This is a genomic window from Chitinophaga qingshengii (assembly GCF_014529935.1).
Taxonomy (GTDB): Bacteria; Bacteroidota; Bacteroidia; order Chitinophagales; family Chitinophagaceae; genus Chitinophaga; species Chitinophaga qingshengii.
Genome location: NZ_JACVFC010000006.1, coordinates 14,824 through 33,087, shown reverse-complemented (window position 1 = coordinate 33,087; position 18,264 = coordinate 14,824). Strand labels below are relative to the sequence as shown.

At 47.0% G+C, this 18,264-nt stretch carries 14 protein-coding genes and 2 tRNA genes; 15 read left to right on the top strand and 1 reads right to left on the bottom strand.

The window, feature by feature from the left end; genetic code table 11:
• Positions 1–5 precede the first annotated feature (5 nt).
• From ICL07_RS29475 to ICL07_RS29440, 8 genes are all read left to right on the top strand, one after another.
• Complete coding sequence (locus tag ICL07_RS29475) at positions 6–698, top strand: DUF4397 domain-containing protein (RefSeq protein WP_188091670.1); 693 nt, start codon at positions 6–8, stop codon at positions 696–698.
• A gap of 138 nt (positions 699–836) precedes the next feature.
• Positions 837–1,451: an OmpH/Skp family outer membrane protein gene (locus ICL07_RS29470; protein WP_188091669.1), complete on the top strand. Its 615-nt coding sequence runs from the start codon at positions 837–839 to the stop codon at positions 1,449–1,451.
• An 87-nt stretch (positions 1,452–1,538) separates the two neighbouring features.
• On the top strand, positions 1,539–2,990 hold the full coding sequence (locus tag ICL07_RS29465; RefSeq protein ID WP_188091668.1) for an APC family permease: 1,452 nt from the start codon (positions 1,539–1,541) through the stop codon (positions 2,988–2,990).
• A 638-nt stretch (positions 2,991–3,628) separates the two neighbouring features.
• Complete coding sequence (locus ICL07_RS29460) at positions 3,629–4,234, top strand: DUF4254 domain-containing protein (RefSeq protein WP_188091667.1); 606 nt, start codon at positions 3,629–3,631, stop codon at positions 4,232–4,234.
• A gap of 10 nt (positions 4,235–4,244) precedes the next feature.
• Complete coding sequence (locus tag ICL07_RS29455; protein WP_223152143.1) at positions 4,245–5,285, top strand: glycosyltransferase family 9 protein; 1,041 nt, start codon at positions 4,245–4,247, stop codon at positions 5,283–5,285.
• A gap of 106 nt (positions 5,286–5,391) precedes the next feature.
• Positions 5,392–5,462, top strand: a tRNA-Gln gene (locus tag ICL07_RS29450).
• Positions 5,463–5,612: 150 nt separating this feature from the next.
• Positions 5,613–6,011, top strand: a complete 399-nt coding sequence (locus ICL07_RS29445; RefSeq protein ID WP_188091666.1) for an acyl-CoA thioesterase — start codon at positions 5,613–5,615, stop codon at positions 6,009–6,011.
• 324 nt (positions 6,012–6,335) lie between these two features.
• Positions 6,336–8,282, top strand: coding sequence for a helix-turn-helix transcriptional regulator (locus tag ICL07_RS29440; protein ID WP_188091665.1), 1,947 nt, complete (start codon positions 6,336–6,338; stop codon positions 8,280–8,282).
• Positions 8,283–8,497: 215 nt separating this feature from the next.
• Here ICL07_RS29440 and ICL07_RS29435 read toward each other — a convergent pair whose 3' ends face one another.
• On the bottom strand, positions 8,498–8,827 hold the full coding sequence (locus ICL07_RS29435; RefSeq protein ID WP_188091664.1) for a magnetosome magnetite crystal formation protein family: 330 nt from the start codon (positions 8,825–8,827) through the stop codon (positions 8,498–8,500).
• 582 nt (positions 8,828–9,409) lie between these two features.
• On the opposite strand from ICL07_RS29435, the gene ICL07_RS29430 reads away from it, so the two are divergent.
• From ICL07_RS29430 to ICL07_RS29400, 7 genes are all read left to right on the top strand, one after another.
• Complete coding sequence (locus ICL07_RS29430; protein WP_188091663.1) at positions 9,410–9,895, top strand: DUF4126 domain-containing protein; 486 nt, start codon at positions 9,410–9,412, stop codon at positions 9,893–9,895.
• A gap of 127 nt (positions 9,896–10,022) precedes the next feature.
• Positions 10,023–10,601, top strand: coding sequence for an RNA polymerase sigma-70 factor (locus tag ICL07_RS29425; RefSeq protein ID WP_188091662.1), 579 nt, complete (start codon positions 10,023–10,025; stop codon positions 10,599–10,601).
• 78 nt (positions 10,602–10,679) lie between these two features.
• Positions 10,680–11,813, top strand: coding sequence for a FecR family protein (locus ICL07_RS29420; RefSeq protein ID WP_188091661.1), 1,134 nt, complete (start codon positions 10,680–10,682; stop codon positions 11,811–11,813).
• A gap of 73 nt (positions 11,814–11,886) precedes the next feature.
• Positions 11,887–15,246: a SusC/RagA family TonB-linked outer membrane protein gene (locus tag ICL07_RS29415; RefSeq protein WP_188091660.1), complete on the top strand. Its 3,360-nt coding sequence runs from the start codon at positions 11,887–11,889 to the stop codon at positions 15,244–15,246.
• A 24-nt stretch (positions 15,247–15,270) separates the two neighbouring features.
• Positions 15,271–16,692: a RagB/SusD family nutrient uptake outer membrane protein gene (locus ICL07_RS29410; RefSeq protein ID WP_188091659.1), complete on the top strand. Its 1,422-nt coding sequence runs from the start codon at positions 15,271–15,273 to the stop codon at positions 16,690–16,692.
• An 8-nt stretch (positions 16,693–16,700) separates the two neighbouring features.
• Complete coding sequence (locus ICL07_RS29405; RefSeq protein ID WP_188091658.1) at positions 16,701–17,822, top strand: TlpA disulfide reductase family protein; 1,122 nt, start codon at positions 16,701–16,703, stop codon at positions 17,820–17,822.
• A gap of 119 nt (positions 17,823–17,941) precedes the next feature.
• Positions 17,942–18,012 (top strand) — tRNA-Gln (locus ICL07_RS29400).
• The last annotated feature ends 252 nt before the right edge of the window (positions 18,013–18,264 follow it).

Sequence of the window (18,264 nt, the reverse complement as noted above, 5' to 3'; positions counted from 1 at the left end):
AATTCATGAAAAAACTGCTTTTTGTAGTAATGGGATGGCTGATAGTGATGACAGCCTGTAAGAAGGACAGCGACTCTGCCATTCCTGTGACCAGTTCCAACTTTATGTTTTTTAACGGCATACCGGATGCTGTATATGACGTTTTGCTGGACTCCATCAAAATAGCTCAAGGGGTGAAATTTGGCACCAATACACCTTACGCCACCCTGCGGGCGCAGATGTATACTATTTACCTGATAGAAGCGCACAGGCCGAAGGATACCATCCGTGCGGGCCAGATTAACCTGCGTAATAAACGTTCTTTCTCCGCCTATGTTGGAGTGGATTCGGCCAACAAAGTAAATGTCATTCGTACGCTGGAAGATGATCTGACACCGCCGCCGCCGGATTACATGAAGTTCCGGGTAGTGAGTTTCAGCCAGTCGTTCCGGGCCAACGGACAATCCCTGGCAATAGATTTGTTTTCCCGGTCTTCACCGTATTTCCGGGGAATTGGCTTTGCACAGGTAACACCGGTAGCCACTTTAATCGGGGACAGTACCTATAATTTTAATTTCCGGCGTAATGATGATACCACGGTTATTACCAGTACGCTTGACTTTAAGTCGCAACCAGGGAAGATCTACACGCTGGTGACAGTTGGAAATGCTTTGAGTTCCACGACTTTCAAGACCTTTACCATCACACATAATCAATAATAAAGGGTTATAACGTACGGGGCTATGCTAAAAAGCTTCGTTAAAAATGGGAATCCGGATTTGAAAATCCGGTAAAAGCCTTATTTTAGCCCTTCAATTTTTAAACCTAAATTCTAAGGAGTAAATCTATCTATTAACATGCGCATTTGTAAACAATTCGTGTCAAAAGGATTATTAGCGGCATTAGCAGCCGGTTTATTTATGGCCTGCAACGGCAACAAAGCTGGCAACAATGCGCCTGCAAGTACTCCCGCAGCGGGAACGAACGCTCCGGCAGCGAGTTTCAAAATTGCTTACGTAGATCTGGACTCCCTGGAAGCACATTTTGAGTATTTCAAACAAAAAAAATCTGAACTGGAGCAGAAACAGCAGGGTATGGAAAACCAGCTGAAAGCTAAAGGAAGAGCTTTACAGTCTGAATACCAGGACCTGCAGCGCAGAGCCTCCACGCTGACCCAGGAGCAGGGCGAAGCAGCCCAGCGCAGCCTGATGGCCAAACAACAGCAACTGGAACAGGAAGCACAGAATATGCGTGTAGACTATGCACAGAGCGAAACCAAGTTTAACGAAGAACTGCAGAAAAGACTGGACGATTTCCTGAAGACTTACAATGCTGACAAACGGTTTGCCTTTATTTTCTCTTACCGTGCCGGTCAGAGCAATATTCTGTATACCGACCCCAGCTATGATGTAACTGCTGATGTGATCAAAGGCATGAATGAAAAAGGCATCGGAGCACCTGCTGCCAAATAACGAAAATAACCGACAAACATTAAAAAATTTGTCTACCTTATAGTCCCGGTTTCGTAGGAGCCGGGACTTTTTAATTTCTACCGTTATATGGACATCAACCAAAACAACAATTCCTTTAAGCCCACGCTTGGCTTGCTAGACGCTACTATGATTGTATCCGGTTCCATGATAGGCTCCGGAATTTTTATTGTTACCGCTGAAATAGCCCGCAGTGTAGGCGGCGCCGGATGGGTGACCGCCATGTGGGTATTGGCAGGGTTGGTAACACTGATAGCCGCGCTGAGCTACGGCGAACTATCCGGCATGTTTCCCAAAGCCGGTGGACAGTATGTATACCTGCGCGAAGCCTACAATCCTTTCATCGCCTTTTTATTTGGCTGGACGCAGTTCGGCGTTATTCAGACCGGTACGATAGCCGCTGTGGCGGTGGCTTTCGCCAAGTTTACCGCTTATCTCATTCCATCTTTCAGTGAGAAAAATATTCTACTGTCGTTTAATGCCGGGTTAAAGCCGGTGTTCCAGATATCCGCCGCGCAGCTGGTAGCGATCGTTTCCATTGTGCTGCTCACGTTTATCAATACACGGGGCGTTAAGCACGGGAAGGTGATCCAGACAGTATTTACCCTTGCCAAACTGTTATCCCTGTTTGGTTTGATCGTTTTTGGCTTCCTGCTGGGCGCCAAAGCAGAGATCTGGAATGCCAACTGGCAGGACCCCTGGAATCATTTTTCGCTGGAAGCCGTGAATGGCGAAACCATGGTAAAATCTTTGTCGGGCCTGGCATTTTTCGGCGCTATAGCCGTATCCATGAAAGGATCTTTGTTTTCCAGTGACGCCTGGAATAATGTCACCTTCATTGCCGCCGAGATTAAGAATCCGGCTAAAAACATAGGCCGGTCGCTGTTTCTGGGCACGCTGATCGTTACCATCATTTACGTGAGCTGCAATTTGATGTACCTGGCGGTGTTGCCGTTGCATGACATCGCTTTTGCCGCCAATGACAGAGTAGGGGTAGCAGCCGCAGAGGCCATTTTTGGTGGTATTGGCTCCGGTATTATCGCAGTGATGATCATGATTTCCACCTTTGGTTGCAATAACGGGTTGATTTTGTCAGGCGCCCGTATTTATTACACCATGGCACAGGACGGGCTGTTTTTCCGTAAAGCTGGGCAGCTGAATAAAAACAGCGTACCTGCGAGGGGGTTATGGATACAATGTATCTGGGCATCGTTGCTGTGTTTAACCGGCCGTTATAACGACCTGCTGGCATTGGTGATATTTGGGGTGTTGATTTTTTATGTACTGACGATCCTGGGTATTTTTATCCTGCGGAAGAAGCGTCCTGAGCTGGAAAGACCTTATAAAGCTTTTGGGTACCCGGTGTTACCGTTGATCTATGTGATCGTGGCACTTTCCCTGGCTACACTGCTGTTAATTTTCGAAACCAGTTATACTTTGCCTGGTTTAGGTATCATTTTATTAGGTATTCCGCTCTATTTTTTAGCGATGAGAAGCAAGGGAACGCAGGCCCAGAGCTAAAGAGGACAATAAAAGAAGAAATTTAACACGAACGTTGTATGAAATTTCGGGGTCACTGCGGTTTGAATAGCAGTGACCCCTCTTAATTTGCATAAGACAAACGAACGGACTGTGTGGTTGGACCCTACTGAATTGCATAAAACCCTATTGCGTAGAGCTAAAAGTAAGCTGGCATTGCCACATCACAACGGAGTAAACGCTGCATGCAGCATCAGTTTAACAGAAGCTATGAAATGTATGCCCTGGAGTATTTGTTAGGTCAGTTGTATGTTAGTGTATGTATTTTATGGACCCTCAAAAAAAGTAAGCCATCGGAGTATTATATATATTTCTACATCTAAAAAAATTACCAGAAAAATATTTATTGCCAACAATGATGTTCTATGGACATCATCATCGTAGAGTATGAAAAATATCAGGCGATAAGAAGGTATCTCAACCCCAAGATAACCATTAAAAGCCTACACGATTTGCATTCTCGAACATTCACATGACAATCTTTTACAACAAGCGTATGGTTTCTACCATGCGCTTCTTTATTTGGGTATTTGATTATTTTGATATTTAATTATTAAGGAAAATGAGCTGTTTAAAATAATCAAATGATTAAATAATCAAATGATGGTTATTTTTGCAGCATGTTTACAACCACGTCCAACAGCATATTTGACCGGAGTATAGCCGATTATCACCGGTACAACGATGTACATCAGGCCATCGAAAACCCTTACGAAAAGAGCAGCATTGAGCATTTGCTTTATATGAAAAACTGGATTGACACGGTGCAGTGGCACCTGGAGGATATTATCCGCAATCCGCAGATAGATCCTGTAGAAGCGCTGCATATCAAACGATGGATTGACCGTTCCAACCAGGAACGTACCGATGTGGTCGAGTATATTGACAGTTATTTCCTGGACAAATACAAGAATGTGAATCCTGCGGCTGATGCAGAGATCAACACCGAAAGTCCGGCCTGGGCTATAGACCGTTTGTCTATCCTGGCGCTGAAGATATATCACATGCGTGAAGAAGCTACCCGTGCTGATGCTACACCGGAGCACCGGGAAGCTTGTCAGCGTAAGCTGGATATTCTGCTGGAGCAGCGTACTGACCTGAGTACTGCTATCGAAACGCTGCTGACGGACATTGCTGCGGGCAGGAAATACATGAAAGTGTATAAGCAGATGAAGATGTACAATGATCCATCATTGAACCCTGTGTTATACAAGGGGGAAAAGTAAAATTGTTTCCTTGGCAATTACCACTACTATACTGGTCACGCGTTTGTCCGCACTCGGCGACGTGGCGATGACCATACCGGTCATGAAGCAGGTGCTGGATGAAAATCCGGAAGTGCAGATTGTTTTTGTGACCAACAAAAACTGGGGCGCACTGTGTGCCGGCATTCCACGGCTGGTATTTTTTCCGGCCGATGTAAAGGGCGAGCACAAAGGCGTACCTGGTTTATATCGTTTATTCCGCAGTATCAGCCGTCAATACCGGATTAGCGCCGTAGCGGACCTGCACAATGTGCTGCGTTCGCGGATTGTGCGTACCTTTTTCCGGTTGACTGGCAAGCCTGTTGCCGTTATTGACAAGGGGCGGGCCGGTAAAAAGGCCCTTACCCGGAAAGAAAACAAGGTGCTGGCGCCGCAAACCAGTACCATAGAGCGTTACGCGCTTGTTTTCCGGCAGCTGGGACTGCGCTGCACCATGGGACGGCAGCCTGTATTTGCCCCGCAGCCGCTTCCGGAGCGGGTATCTGCTATTACCGGCGTCAAAGCTGCCCAACGGTGGATAGGATTGGCCCCCTTTGCCACCTACCGGGAGAAGATGTATCCATTAGCCAAAATGGAGGCCGTGCTGGCCGATTTAGTGAAAGAGGCTACTTACAGGGTGTTATTATTTGGCGGCGGCAAAAATGAGGTCGCCCTGCTCCAGGAGCTGGCTGCCCGTTATCCGCAGGCAGTGGTGGTGGCCGGCCGTTTTTCCCTGGAAGAAGAACTGGCGCTGATCAGTCAGCTGGACCTGATGATCAGCATGGATTCCGCCAATATGCACCTGGCCTCCCTGTACGGGGTACCGGTGGTTTCCGTATGGGGCGCCACCCATCCGTACGCCGGTTTTATGGGATATGGGCAATCGGAAGATAATGTTGTTCAGATCACGGACCTGAGCTGCCGGCCTTGCTCTGTTTTTGGTAATAAACCCTGTTTCCGGGGGGACCATGCCTGCATGGAATGGATCAAACCGGCACAGATAGTAGAAAAAGTAATACGTGCCATAGGCTGAAAGGCGCTGTTGGAAAGGGATTGAAGGGATATTTTAAAAATATTGCAAGTTTTTTTTGCAGAAATAAAAAAAGTTATACTTTTGCCATCCCAAACAACAAGGTGATTGCCCAATAGTATAAAGGTAGTACGACAGATTTTGGTTCTGTTTGTCTTGGTTCGAATCCAGGTTGGGCAACAAAAGCAGCTCATTTGATTATATCAAATGAGCTGTTTTCTTTTAGAGAGGTCGCAAAAGTATTCTTTCCTATATTCGCTTCATGCTCCGCTGTTAACTTCGCTCATCAGCGAAATCAGCATTAATCATGTATATCACAGTTACAGTTATATGAATTTCTACACACGCAAATGGGTAAAACCGGAAGATCTGAATGCCCATGGTACTTTATTTGGCGGCAGTTTGCTGCGTTGGATCGATGAAGAAGCGGCCATTTATTCCATTATTCAGTTGGGGACCAATCGTTGTGTGACCAAATACATGTCGGAAATCAATTTTATCAATTCTGCCCGGCAGGGGGATATTGTGGAATTGGGTATTAAGGCGGTGCATTTTGGGCGGACGTCTTTGACGCTGACCTGTGAGGTGCGGAATAAGATTACGCAGAAGAGCATTTTGACCATCGACAAGATTGTATTTGTGAGCGTAGATGAGAAAGGAACTCCGACGCCACATGGCAAAACGAAAATCACTTATACCGACGAGCGGTTACGTGAAGACGAGGAATAAGTAATGTTTTCATACATTAAAAATGCAGCAGCGGATGGACCACTGCTGCATTATCTTTTTAATACCGCCGGTAAAAAAGAGTGGGAAAACTAAAATGGATCAGGCCGGTTAATTATGCGTTTGTAGAGTTCAGCGTTCAGCCAGGAGGTTTTTCAATCAATATCCTTTTATGATCACTGTAAATGAACCCGATGATGCAAAAATACAGACCAGTGGCGGATCTCCGGTATTTTGGGCATCTACATGGCTACTACAGACTACATTTTTATCTATCTACAAAACCTCTACAAGTTGTATTTTTGGCGGATGAACCATATCCTAAAAATGAGGGTAATAATAGTGTTTGTGGCCCTGTTCACCCTACTGATGGCCAGTAGTTATGCACAGTCGGCGCAGGATTCCCTGAAGCGGGTGCTTCAGCAACCCGGATTAACACCGGAAGAACAGGTGATGACCCGGATCAGAATGGGCCGGGCGCTGGTAGATGGTAATAAGAAAGAAGCGATTGCCAGTACCCAGACCGCGCTGGAGATGAGCCGGAGTCTGAAAGACCGCAAGTATGAAGCATTAGCGCATTCCGCGCTGGTATCACTGGAGTATACTGCCGAAGATACCGCGGTGGCCATTCATCACCTGGACAGTGCCTTCCTGTTTGCCCGTGAATCGGGTGATCCGCTGACCATTGCCAGTGTATGGTACCGCAAAGGATGGCTGGAAAACCGTACCGGCAAACCGCATGAAGCCGTCAAGAGTTTCCAGGAATCGTTGAAACTGGGAAAGGGGTTGCCGGGCAACATCTACGAAACCAATGTGTATTATAACCTGGCCTCCATTTATGCCGACTGGAACGATACCGAAACCCAGTTCCGCTACGCGAAAGCTTGTCTGGCTTCCGCGTTGTCCCGTTCCGATCCTGATGATATCTGCAATGGTTACCAGGCGATGGCCACGAGTTTTGAATACCAGTTTAATGGTGACACCAGCAAACGTGCATTGCTGGATTCTTCCCTTTATTATAACCGTAAGGCCATTGCTATATACGAATCCAATGCACAGCGTATCAATTTCCATAGTGTAGTGGCCTTGCTGGCATTGAATACCGCCAACCTGTACGATCAGTATTTTCCACGCAATTACCGGGACAGTGCCCAGCATTACCTGGATATTGCGTTACGGATAGGTAAGGAAACCAATCAACAGGAAGTAGTTGCCAGCAGCTACGGCATGATGAGCGGTTTCGCCATGAATGACGGTAACTATAACCGTGCTTCCGAGTTGTTGCTGGCAGGACTGCTGGCGTTGAAAGCCTATCCGGCCCCGGATAACCGGTTGATGGCGCACCTGATGGAAGCCTTGTCTGATGTGGCAGAGAAAAAAGGGGATTTACCCAAAGCATTGGAATATGCCCGGGAATACAGCCACTATTACGCCAAAGCCTTTGACGCCGACCGTATGGCTATTGCCAAAAAGCTGGAGGCCCAGTACCAGGCCCGTCAGCGGGAGCAGGAGCTGGTGTCGTTACAGGAAAAAGCTGCCTTTAACCGTAAACTGAATATTGTCTACATCGGGTTGATTATCGCCTGTCTGGTAGCGTTGTTGTACCTGTTCCGTTCCTATCACTTCCGGCTGCAGGCCACCATTCAGCAACAAAAGTTGCTGGAGCAGGAAAAACAGGACGGTAAGTTGCTGATACGGCTGAAGGAAGAAGAAGCCATGCGTTTGCAGCTGGAGAAACAGGAAGCAGAGCTGCAAGCCCGTTTACAGACCGAAGAAGCAGCCAGGCTTCAGGCGGAGCAACTGCTGATCCAGGCACAGAAAGAGCAATTACAACAAGACCTGCTGGCCGGTACCTTACAGGTAGAGCAGAAAAACGAGTTGTTGGAAACGTTGCAGGAAAAACTCAAGGATAAAGCGGTACAACCGGACCTGGCCAAACAGATTACCCGGATGATTGAGAGTCATAAGCGGATGGATAAAAACTTTGAGACCACTCGTACAGAGTTTGAAAATATTCACCCCGAATTTTTCCGGAAGTTGCAGGAAAAAGCCAATAATGGCCTTACCAAGCTGGATTTAAAACATTGTTCCTATATATCCATCGGTTTATCTACCAAAGAAATTGCTTCTCACCTGGGTGTGGCGCCTAAAAGTATTCTGATGTCGCGGTACCGCATTAAACAAAAACTGGGACTGGGCAAAGAAGAAGGATTGGATGCCTACCTGATGGCCTGGAGAGAAAATAACCCGCTGAGTGAAGACGCAGCGGGTTAAAGAGATGGGGCTGGATGAGCGGGGCCTGGATGAAATTTTGAGGTTTGGATGAAACGGGGTCTGGATGAACCTTTGGGGTCTGGACGAAATATTGGGATTTGGATGAATTTTTGGGATCTGGATGAAATATTGGGGTTTGGATGAAATGTTTTTGGGGTGGATGAAAATGTTTGGGGTTAAAAAAAGTTGGGGTTTGGATGAAAGTTCGGGCAAGTTTACTGTTGCAGGAAAACAAACCGGTTTTCGAAAAATTTCCCGATCACTGGAATCGGTTTCTGCACACCGCTGTTGGCATTGATGATTCCAAATACCATAAATACCAGTGGCACCAGGCCCAGTACAGAAAAGATGGTGGACAGCGCAGGGATGATACTTAACAGGATGCCGGCTGCAATAGACCAGATCAGTCCTGCTACTGCCAGGCCCAGTGCCTGTTCCATGTGGTAGTTAACAAAAGCATCTTTGTTTTCCTTGCTCTTTACATAAGCGATAATCCATCCGATGATCGTGATGTAAGCGATAATAGCCCATTGTTTTGTCTTCATAAGTCGCGCTGTTGTTGATGGTTAAAAAATGATAAAAGGATAAAGTAGAATCCATCACAAAAGTAGGAGGGCGCCAAAACAATTCGGCTTTTGTAGATACTACAGTGGGTCTACAGGGGTGTAACAGGGGTATCTACAAAAGATCTACAAGTGATGTAAGTTGTTTGTAATCAATTTTTTATAAGTTTTAGTTTCAGTGTATAGATCCCCAATTTGACAATTGTGTACAATTGGGAACCGGTAATTTACCTACAGCTGTAAGGGTATATTGGTACAGAAAATCCGGTGAAACTAATCCTGCTTTCTTCAGGGAGGCGCAGTTTCAGCGCCGTATGTACCCAGTTTCCGGATAGGCATCGCTATATGGTTTCCGCCGTACCTGATGCGTTAATAGTCCGGGTGTTTCATCCGGTGAGTACTGTGCGAGTGGCATGGCAATCACGACACATAGTGTGGCTTATGCACCCTGGATGGGGATGGTCGGGGGGGGTATTGTTATAGTACGGGTGTGGCTGAGGGCCGCTCTCCGTGCGAGGGCATGTAGAAGGCCATGCATGGCACAATGATTGTGCCCCTGCCAGTATGAAAAAATCCATTTTTTCCACCCTGATGCGGGCCGTTGGCCTGGGAATCGTGTCCGGCATGCGTAGTTCCATGGGACCGGCTTTTGCAAGTCAATATGCTAATCGTTATCCTTCCCGGCAATTGAAAGGGACGCCGCTGGCATTTATGCAGCGGGAAGGCGTGATGCGCAGTCTTCAGACCATGGCTGCCGGGGAAATGGTGGTGGATAAAGTACACGGCATACCCGACCGTATTGTGCCGGGATCGCTGGCAGGGCGGGCGGCTGCCGGAGGGCTGGCCGGGGCAACCTTGTATCAGTCTGCCGGTGACAAAGCCTGGCGCGGCGCCCTGGTAGGGGCAGTAGCAGCGGTGGCAGCTTCCTATGTTTTCTTTTACCTGCGCCGCCATGCCGGTAAAAAGTTCCGCATGAAAGATGGTTTTACCGGTGGCGTGGAAGATATACTAGCCGTGGGAATAGGCGCCGGCGCTACCGCCGGGAAATGATATTTTCGTATAGGCAATAAAGTTGTATGTTATTTCAGGCAGATAGGAATCAGCCCTGCTACCCCTACGGTAGCAGGGCTTTTTGATTTAAATGTATATATTTGGAGCATTCCTGGCGTATACTAATTTGAACCAACTGAACCCATCGGAAAACTGCTCCTGGGAGCAACTGCAACGCGATCCGGCTGCTTTTGAGCGATTCTTTAAAAGCACTGCGGCTGCTTTGTGTGCCTATGCCCTGCGCATTGTAAAGGACAAACAGGCGGCAGAAGATATTGTACAGGATTTTTTTTCGCGGTTATGGCAGAAGCGCCAACAAATCAGCATGGGGGTACCACCCCAACGTTATGCCTACCGGGCTGTCCACAATACCTGCCTGAATTATTTAAGAGATAATACCCTCATATCAAACGATGCTTTACCCGAGAACATACCCGCAGAAGACGATGTGCTGGAACAGGAGCTTCGTTTACAGGACCGTGTACAGCAGTTGGAGCGGGTGATTGCCGGTTTACCGGCACAATGCAGGATTGTATTTGAAAAAGTGTGCCTGGAACAGAAAAAGTATAAAGCTGTAGCAGAAGAGCTGGGGATATCGGTATTTACCGTGAGGAACCAGGTAGCCAAGGCCTATGATATATTACGGAATAATATTCTTTTGGAGTTGACAGGCTTGCTGTTGCTGGATTTGCTGAGCCGGTTCTGAAAAAAATTAAAAAAACTTCTTTTCAAGCATAGTACATTTTCAGCCTATGCGTGTCATCACTATAACAGCCCTTTATTCATGGAACAGTCAGACATACATATATTATCCGGGATACTAAGCGGGGAACTTCAACAGGAAGATCCGGCGGTGCAGTCCTGGCTGCAGGAAGATCCTGCAAGGGCTGTGCTGTTACAGGAACCGGAAGAGTTACGCCGTGTGGTGGAAGCCTGGCGTATGCAACAATCTTTTGATACCGGCCGTATGTGGAGCCGCATCACGGCACCCGCTACACCGGCGGTAGTCCGCCGTCATCCGGGGCGTATTATCCGGAGAGCTGCGGCGGCCATACTGTTGCTGTTAGCCGCTGCCTGGTGGTTCCTGCGGCCTCAACACCCGGCAGGGGTATCTCCCGAAACACTCATAGCCGCCAAACAAAAGCCAGCCGGTAATTTTGCCGTATTGCAGGCAGGAGAGGAGACTGTATCGTTACAGGGAAAAGACAGCAGCTTTGTATTGGGCGGCAACCGGGTGGATGTACATAATGGTAACATGCAGGTAGCTACAGGGAAGTCCGTGAACTATACTTTGCGTACGCCGCGTGGCGCCAACTACCAGGTACAGCTGCCTGATGGCTCCAAAGCCTGGCTGAATGCGCAATCCAGCATTATATACCCTTCCGTTTTTGAAGGCAGCGAGCGGGTAGTAAAAGTAACCGGGGAAGTTTATTTTGAAGTAGCTGCCCAGGCCAGGCAACCATTTATGGTACATGCCGGTACCCAGCAGATCACCGTACTGGGTACTTCTTTTTGTATCCGTTCCTATGAAGGGGACCGGCAGGCGTTTACCACGCTGGTGAGCGGAAAAGTGAAAGTACAGGCAGGCGGTAAAGATCAGCTGTTGCAGCCCGGTGAACAGGCCATAGTATCCGGAAACCAGTTACAGGTTGCATCCGTAGATACCGGCGATTTTACTTCGTGGAAAGACGGCTGGATACGGTTTCGCAACAAACCGCTGCATGACATCCTGCAAACTATTTCCCGGTGGTATGATGTAGACATACAGGCAAATGAACAACAAATAGTCGCACAATATTTTACTTGTTATATTAATAAAGAACAGGGACTGGGAGAATGCATCCAGTCATTGAACAACAGCACCAACCAATTTTCGTTTTCGTTGCAAGGATCAACCATAACAGTAACAAAAAAATAGTCCGGGAGTACTTAGAACTCAGCCGATTTTTTATTAACCAAAATTAATAGTGATGAAACTAAAGGGGATACCTATGCCTTTTCGCAAGGGCTGGTCACTGCATTTTCGTGCCGTACTGCTATGTTCCTGCCTGACTGTTTTCACAGGGGCGATAACAGTCAGTGCCCAATCGTCCAAAGCTCCCATCACCTTGTCTGTGAAAGACCGGAGTGTAAAAGCGGTATTACAGGAAATACAGCGTAAGACTACCTACGAGTTTTTTTACAGTGATACAGAAGTGGATCTGAACCGGCATATTTCTGTAAATCTGCAGGGGGCGTCTTTACAGGAGGCGTTGCAGGTAGTATTGGGAAAACAATACAACTGGCGGATAGAAGGGAAAAATGTGTATATCAAAGCGTTGCAGCCTGCCAAAGGTAGCCACAATGCAACAGTACAGGAACAACAGACTGATAAACAGCTGGTGAGCGGTACTGTTAACACCGCATCCGGCGTGCCGCTGGTAGGTGTAACTATCAGGGTGAAGGGTGCTACCACCGGGGTGGTGACCGATGCCAACGGTCATTTTCAGTTGTATGCCGGCAAAGGGCAGCAGCTGGAATTTTCCTATATAGGTTATGACAGTCAGCGAATTAAAACCGATACCGTACAGGGACCGTTGCAGGTAGCGCTATCAGAAACGCCCCGTTCCCTGAACCAGGTAGTAGTAACCGGTTACAGCAATAAACGGATGGGTGAGCTGACAGGTGCAGTATCCCAGGTGAAATCCGAAGAATTACAAACGACTACCACACAGTCTATATTCGACAACCTGCAGGGTAAAGTGGCGGGGATGAATGTATCTATCGGTGGTGGTAATAGTGGTGGAAACTCACAGGCTACCATTGTTATCCGTGGCCGCGGTTCTATGGGCAATAACACCACACAGCCTTTGGTGGTTATTGATGGTATTATACAGGATTATGCTGCGACGACTGATCCCTTTAGTAATATTTCTCCATCAGATATCGCTTCTGTAACTGTATTGAGAGATGCTGCCTCCGCAGCGCTTTACGGCGCCAGGGCAGCCAACGGAGTACTGGTGATTACCACCAAACGCGGTGCTGCGGGCCGTACCAAAGTAGGCGCGAATGTTACCTATGGTGCTAACAAAGCTTCGCTCGGAAAATTCCGGATGATGGATAGTCAACAGCGTTTCGACCTGCAACAACAAATCTACCGTAATCAATACCTGGATGCCAATCCCGGCGCCACCGATGCTGCAGTGAATGATTATGTGCATAAGATGGTGCCGGACAGTGTCCTGAAATATAATACCAATTGGAACGATCTGATGTTGCGGACAGGCCAGACACAGGATTATAACGTATGGATGGCCGGCGGGGAGCAGCGTATTAAATACTATGCCTCCGGGGATTATTTCCGGGAGATAGCGCCATTGGTTACAGATAATTACCGGCGATACAATTTCCGTTTCAATGTGGACTTTCAGGCTACAGAGCGGATGTTTATCTCTTCTTCCGCCAATATTTCCTATTCCAGTTTGACGAATGGTGGTTTTTATACACCCTATAGTTCCGCCTTCAGTATGATGCCCTGGGATAGCCCCTACAATGCTGACGGTTCTAAAAGGATCGGCGGGCCGAAGGAAAAGGGATGGTATAGCGGCAGTAATTTTAATCCGCTGTATGGTAAAGATTATGATGATGGAACCATGAAATCGACCTCCGGAGGTTTTGACCTGAATCTGCGTTACCGGCTTACGGACTGGCTTACTTTTAATACGCGGAACCGCTACAGCTTCATCAATGGTGAAAGGCAGTTTTATATAGATCCCAGGGACCCTACCAGTTCTTATTATGCCCGCGGCGGATTATTGTCAATGGCGCCAGCGAACAACAGTAATATCATCACCACAGAAATGTTACAGGTAGATAAGGCATTCAACCGGCATCATATTGCCGGTCTGGCTGCATTTGAATACAACACAGTGACGCAAAAAAACACCTCCGTTTCTGTATATGGCTTAAAGCCTGGTATACGGTCTATCAACGCGGGTGATCCTACTACCATGAATTTCAGGAATACTTTTGCTCAAACCGCTTATCTCTCCCTGTTCTCCGAATTGAACTATAGCTATGATGACAAATATTTCGCTACTGCCAGTTTCAGGAGAGATGGTTCTTCCAAGTTTGGTCAAAACAATAAGTATGGTAATTTTTATGCTTTTAGTGCAGCATGGCAACTGAATAAGGAACGTTTTCTTCTTAATGCCAAAAATCTTGACTTGCTGAAACTCCGCTTCAGTTATGGCGTTTCCGGGAATGATCTGCCGCTGAGCGCCTATCAATATCTTTCTCTTTATGGTTTTGTTCCGGCCAGCGATCAGTATGACCGCCAGAGTGGTACTATTCAGGATGTACAGGGGAATCCAGATTTGCATTGGGAAATGCAGTATACTACCAACGTGGGGATCGATGCCGGTTTTTGGGACCGGTTAAACCTTTCTGTAGAGCTGTATAACAAAGTGAATAAAGGATTGTTGTTGCTCATTACACCGCCGGCTACCAATGGAGGTAATACCTATTACCAGAACATGGGCCGTATCCGTAACCAGGGCATTGAAGTAACGATAAATACCCGGCAGTTGAAAAATACGGCTGTAAAATGGTCTACCGACCTCACGTTTGCCTATAACAATAACAAAGTGCTGGAGCTACAACCGGGCACTAACCTGGTATACAATGGTCAATATAGTGGTACCGCCAGGATTGTCGGCAGCCCGATGAACAGCTATTACATGCCGGTATATGCAGGTGTGGACCCTGTCACCGGCGCATCACGTTTTGAAGTATTGGAGAAAGATGCCAATGGCAACTACACCGGCAAAGTAAACTATACGGACAACCCGGGTAACGCCACTTTACAGGTATTGGGCAATACCAACCCCAAATATATTGCCGGTATGACGAATAACGTCAGCTATAAAAACTTTAGCCTGAGCGTAATGCTCACGTATTTCGGAGGATTAAAAATGCTGAACCGTACCCGTGCTAATCTGGACCTGGACGGTTCTAATGTACAGGCCAATAATGCTGCGCCTGCATCCGGACAGATAAGATGGCAGCATCCGGGAGATAATGCTGATTTGCCAAAGGCAGGTACTAAGATAGATTCCTATTTCCCAACATCCAGGTATGTAGAGGATGGCAGTTTCCTACGGTTAAAAAATGTGCGGCTGGGTTATTCCTTCTCTGACAAGCTGGTAAAGAAATTAGGCGTGGGTAAAGTAAATGTATTTGTTTCCGGAGATAATATGGTTACCTGGACGAAGTTCACCGGCATGGACCCGGAAAATACCTATGCTGAGGAAAACGCAGGTAAAGTACCGTTTACCAAAAGATTCTTAGGAGGAATACAGGTAACATTCTAATCAAAAAAAGTAAAATCAATGGCTATGAATATAAAACGATTGGGCATTATCGGTGTAACATCACTGATGCTGATCTGTTCCTGCAAAAGTGCGTTGGACCTCAAGCCTAAAACAGAACTCGACGCGGGGACCGCGCTGGATGGTTACGAAAATCAAAAGGCTGCTTTATACGGGGCCTACTCGCTGGTCAACGACTTTAAAATGCTTCCCCGGTATATGAACCTGGTGGAGCTCAGTACAGATAATGTGGAGGTGCTGAAGGCGGGGAATAATACTGCCACTGCGGGGATAGAATGTTATTCCTTTAAAAGGACGGCTTCCATGATGGATATTGATGCGTGGAAGGCTATCTATAAAGCTGTTTATCATTTCAACATGGTGATCAATGCTATACCAGACAATGCAGCAGCCAACCAGTTACAGTTAAAAGCGGAAGCGCTTTTTTTCCGTGGTTGGTTGCATATGTTGCTGGTACAAGCTTTTGGAAAACCATATGTACAAAATGCAGGGGCTAATCCAGGCGTCCCTTATGTCACCTCCACCGATGCTACGTTATTGCCTTTTCGGAATACAGTGAAGGAAGTGTACAATTTGGCTGCGGCAGATTATGAAAAAGCAGCCGGGATGTTTACAGAGAACAAGTCCAATGCCTATGCCGGTAAAATGGCCTGCTGGGCGGCGCTGGCCGATCTGTATCTGAATGCCGGTGATAATGCGAAAGCCATCAGTTACGCGGAGAAAGTTATCAACAGTAATCAATATTCCCTGGTGACAGGTAGCAACTATCTCTCTTATTTTAGTACAGACCACAGTGGTGCTGCAGATAAAGAAACTATCCTTACCATTAAAAGTGTGGATGGGCAGGGTAAAGGGTTTTATGGACTGGGGTATAGCTACACTGAAACCAAATATGCCGCTGTTTCCACGCCTTTACTGAATCTGCTCGCTGAAGCAGCTGGGGATGTGAGACTGGCATTTTACAGCAAGCTATCCACCACCAACGGCGACCGGTATTTCACCAATAAATTTGTGCAGAACAACAATACCACCGTTAGTTCACCGGTCATCTACCGCCTGGCTGACATGTATTTGATACGGGCCGAAGCGAATGCAGCTGCTAATCCACAGGCAGCCCTCGACGATGTGAACCTGTTGCGTAAGCGTGCAGGCATTACCGGTAGTGGCCTGTATCAGTTGTCAGACCTTCATGGGAGAGCCAATGTGTTACAGGCAGTGCTGGATGAGGCCAGAATTGAATTTGCCTTTGAAAACGGGCGGCGGCGGACAGCCTTGTTGCGTAACGGTTTGCCGGTAATAAGGGATTATGCAGGCAGCACGGTACCCGGCAGTCATATTAACGTTCCTGCAACCGACAACAGCTCCATTTATCCGCTGCCGGCAACAGAGGTGGTCGTTAATCCCAATCTTACTCAAAATCCATTTTAATCCATCATATGAAAAAGATTACCAGCTCCATCATCGGGTGTATCACCCTTGTTACTGTCGCCAGTGCACAGGACAAAAAGCCTTTTGTGCTGAATGGCAAGCTCACCGGCCATTCCGACAATAAACTATATGTGATGTATGAAGACGTTGCCGGCGGCAGAATGGTAGATTCCATCGACGCAAAAGACGGCAGTTTCACCTGGAAAGGGGAGATCAGTTCTCTTGCCGTAGCATATATCCGTAACGGACTAAGAGATAATAATCCTGCTACAATCGTCTTACAGCCCGGCACACAGCAGATAACAGGCTCCCGGCTTCAGCTGAACCTCGCCAAGGTAACCGGTAACCCTCTTAATAAAGAGCTACAGGAACTGACGCGTGAAAAAATGTTGATACAACAAAAGTATAGGTCCAGGCTGGATTCCCTGCAAAATGAAAAGGACCACGACAAAGCCGCGGAGATACGGGAGCGTCTTGCACCGTTTTTTGAAGAAAACCAGCAGGCAGATTACCGGTATTTCAAACGGTATCCCACTTCGGTGGTGACGGCCTACCAGCTGCGTTTTCATACGGCAAACCTGTCGTTGAATGCGCTGCAGGATTATTACAATAAATTAGGCGCCTCCACACAAAATACCACTTTCGGTAAATATATTGCCCACGAAGTCGCCATGCTCCGTAGCGGCTCCCCCGGATCCACAGCGGCAGCTTTTACCGCAAAGGATATCAATGGTAATCCTTTGTCACTGAGCGATTATAAAGGTAAATATGTGCTGATCGATTTTTGGGCCAGCTGGTGTGTTCCGTGCCGCAAAGGCAATCCACATCTCCGGGAGTTGTACGCCAAATATCAACCTAAGGGCTGGGATATCATCGGTGTTGCAGATGATGACAGAAACGAAAATGCCTGGAAAGCCGCAGTAGCCAAAGATGAGCTACCATGGAAACATGTGCGCAGAGGCGCGGATATGTCCAGGTTGCAGGATAACCCGAATGATATTTCACTTAAATACGGTATCCATTCCCTGCCCACAAAAATCCTGATTAATCCCGAAGGTGTGATCATCGGGCGTTATGGCAGCGAAGGTGATGAACTGGATAAAAAACTCAAAGAGATCTACGGAGAATAAACAAGAACCAACTGTTAAAAAAAAGCTGACCGGCGCGTCCGGTCAGCTTTTTTTTAAGATTTTTTTTTGGTGTCTTGTTTTTTATAAAAAAATTTCTACTTTTGCGACCCGTTGATGATTGCCCAATAGTATAAAGGTAGTACGACAGATTTTGGTTCTGTTTGTCTTGGTTCGAATCCAGGTTGGGCAACAGGAACTGTGATGGACATGATTAGTGATGATTCGCTGATTAGCGGAAATAAAGAGGTCGCAGCCATCATTAGAGAATTAGTTTAAAAGCTCATTTGATTCCATGATCAAATGAGCTTTTTTCTTTTATAAACGTTTAGAGATGATCATATGTTTTCGTGTGGGGGCAGGTGGGTAAACCGTCTTTCCTTTTACGATAACAGGAATATATTTTTTTTTCGGCCATTTTCAAGCCCTAATCTTCGATATACTG

Excerpts from the sequence above, each read along its gene's own strand:
- ICL07_RS29475 (WP_188091670.1), top strand. The coding sequence starts at position 6 with ATGAAAAAACTGCTTTTTGTAGTAATGGGATGGCTGATAGTGATGACA.
- ICL07_RS29415 (WP_188091660.1), top strand. The coding sequence starts at position 11,887 with ATGCCTTTTCGCAAGGGCTGGTCACTGCATTTTCGTGCCGTACTGCTA.
- ICL07_RS29405 (WP_188091658.1), top strand. The coding sequence starts at position 16,701 with ATGAAAAAGATTACCAGCTCCATCATCGGGTGTATCACCCTTGTTACT.
- ICL07_RS29420 (WP_188091661.1), top strand. The coding sequence starts at position 10,680 with ATGGAACAGTCAGACATACATATATTATCCGGGATACTAAGCGGGGAA.
- ICL07_RS29460 (WP_188091667.1), top strand. The coding sequence starts at position 3,629 with ATGTTTACAACCACGTCCAACAGCATATTTGACCGGAGTATAGCCGAT.
- ICL07_RS29430 (WP_188091663.1), top strand. The coding sequence starts at position 9,410 with ATGAAAAAATCCATTTTTTCCACCCTGATGCGGGCCGTTGGCCTGGGA.
- ICL07_RS29465 (WP_188091668.1), top strand. The coding sequence starts at position 1,539 with ATGGACATCAACCAAAACAACAATTCCTTTAAGCCCACGCTTGGCTTG.
- ICL07_RS29470 (WP_188091669.1), top strand. The coding sequence starts at position 837 with ATGCGCATTTGTAAACAATTCGTGTCAAAAGGATTATTAGCGGCATTA.
- ICL07_RS29435 (WP_188091664.1), bottom strand. The coding sequence starts at position 8,827 with ATGAAGACAAAACAATGGGCTATTATCGCTTACATCACGATCATCGGA.
- ICL07_RS29440 (WP_188091665.1), top strand. The coding sequence starts at position 6,336 with ATGAGGGTAATAATAGTGTTTGTGGCCCTGTTCACCCTACTGATGGCC.
- ICL07_RS29410 (WP_188091659.1), top strand. The coding sequence starts at position 15,271 with ATGAATATAAAACGATTGGGCATTATCGGTGTAACATCACTGATGCTG.
- ICL07_RS29445 (WP_188091666.1), top strand. The coding sequence starts at position 5,613 with ATGAATTTCTACACACGCAAATGGGTAAAACCGGAAGATCTGAATGCC.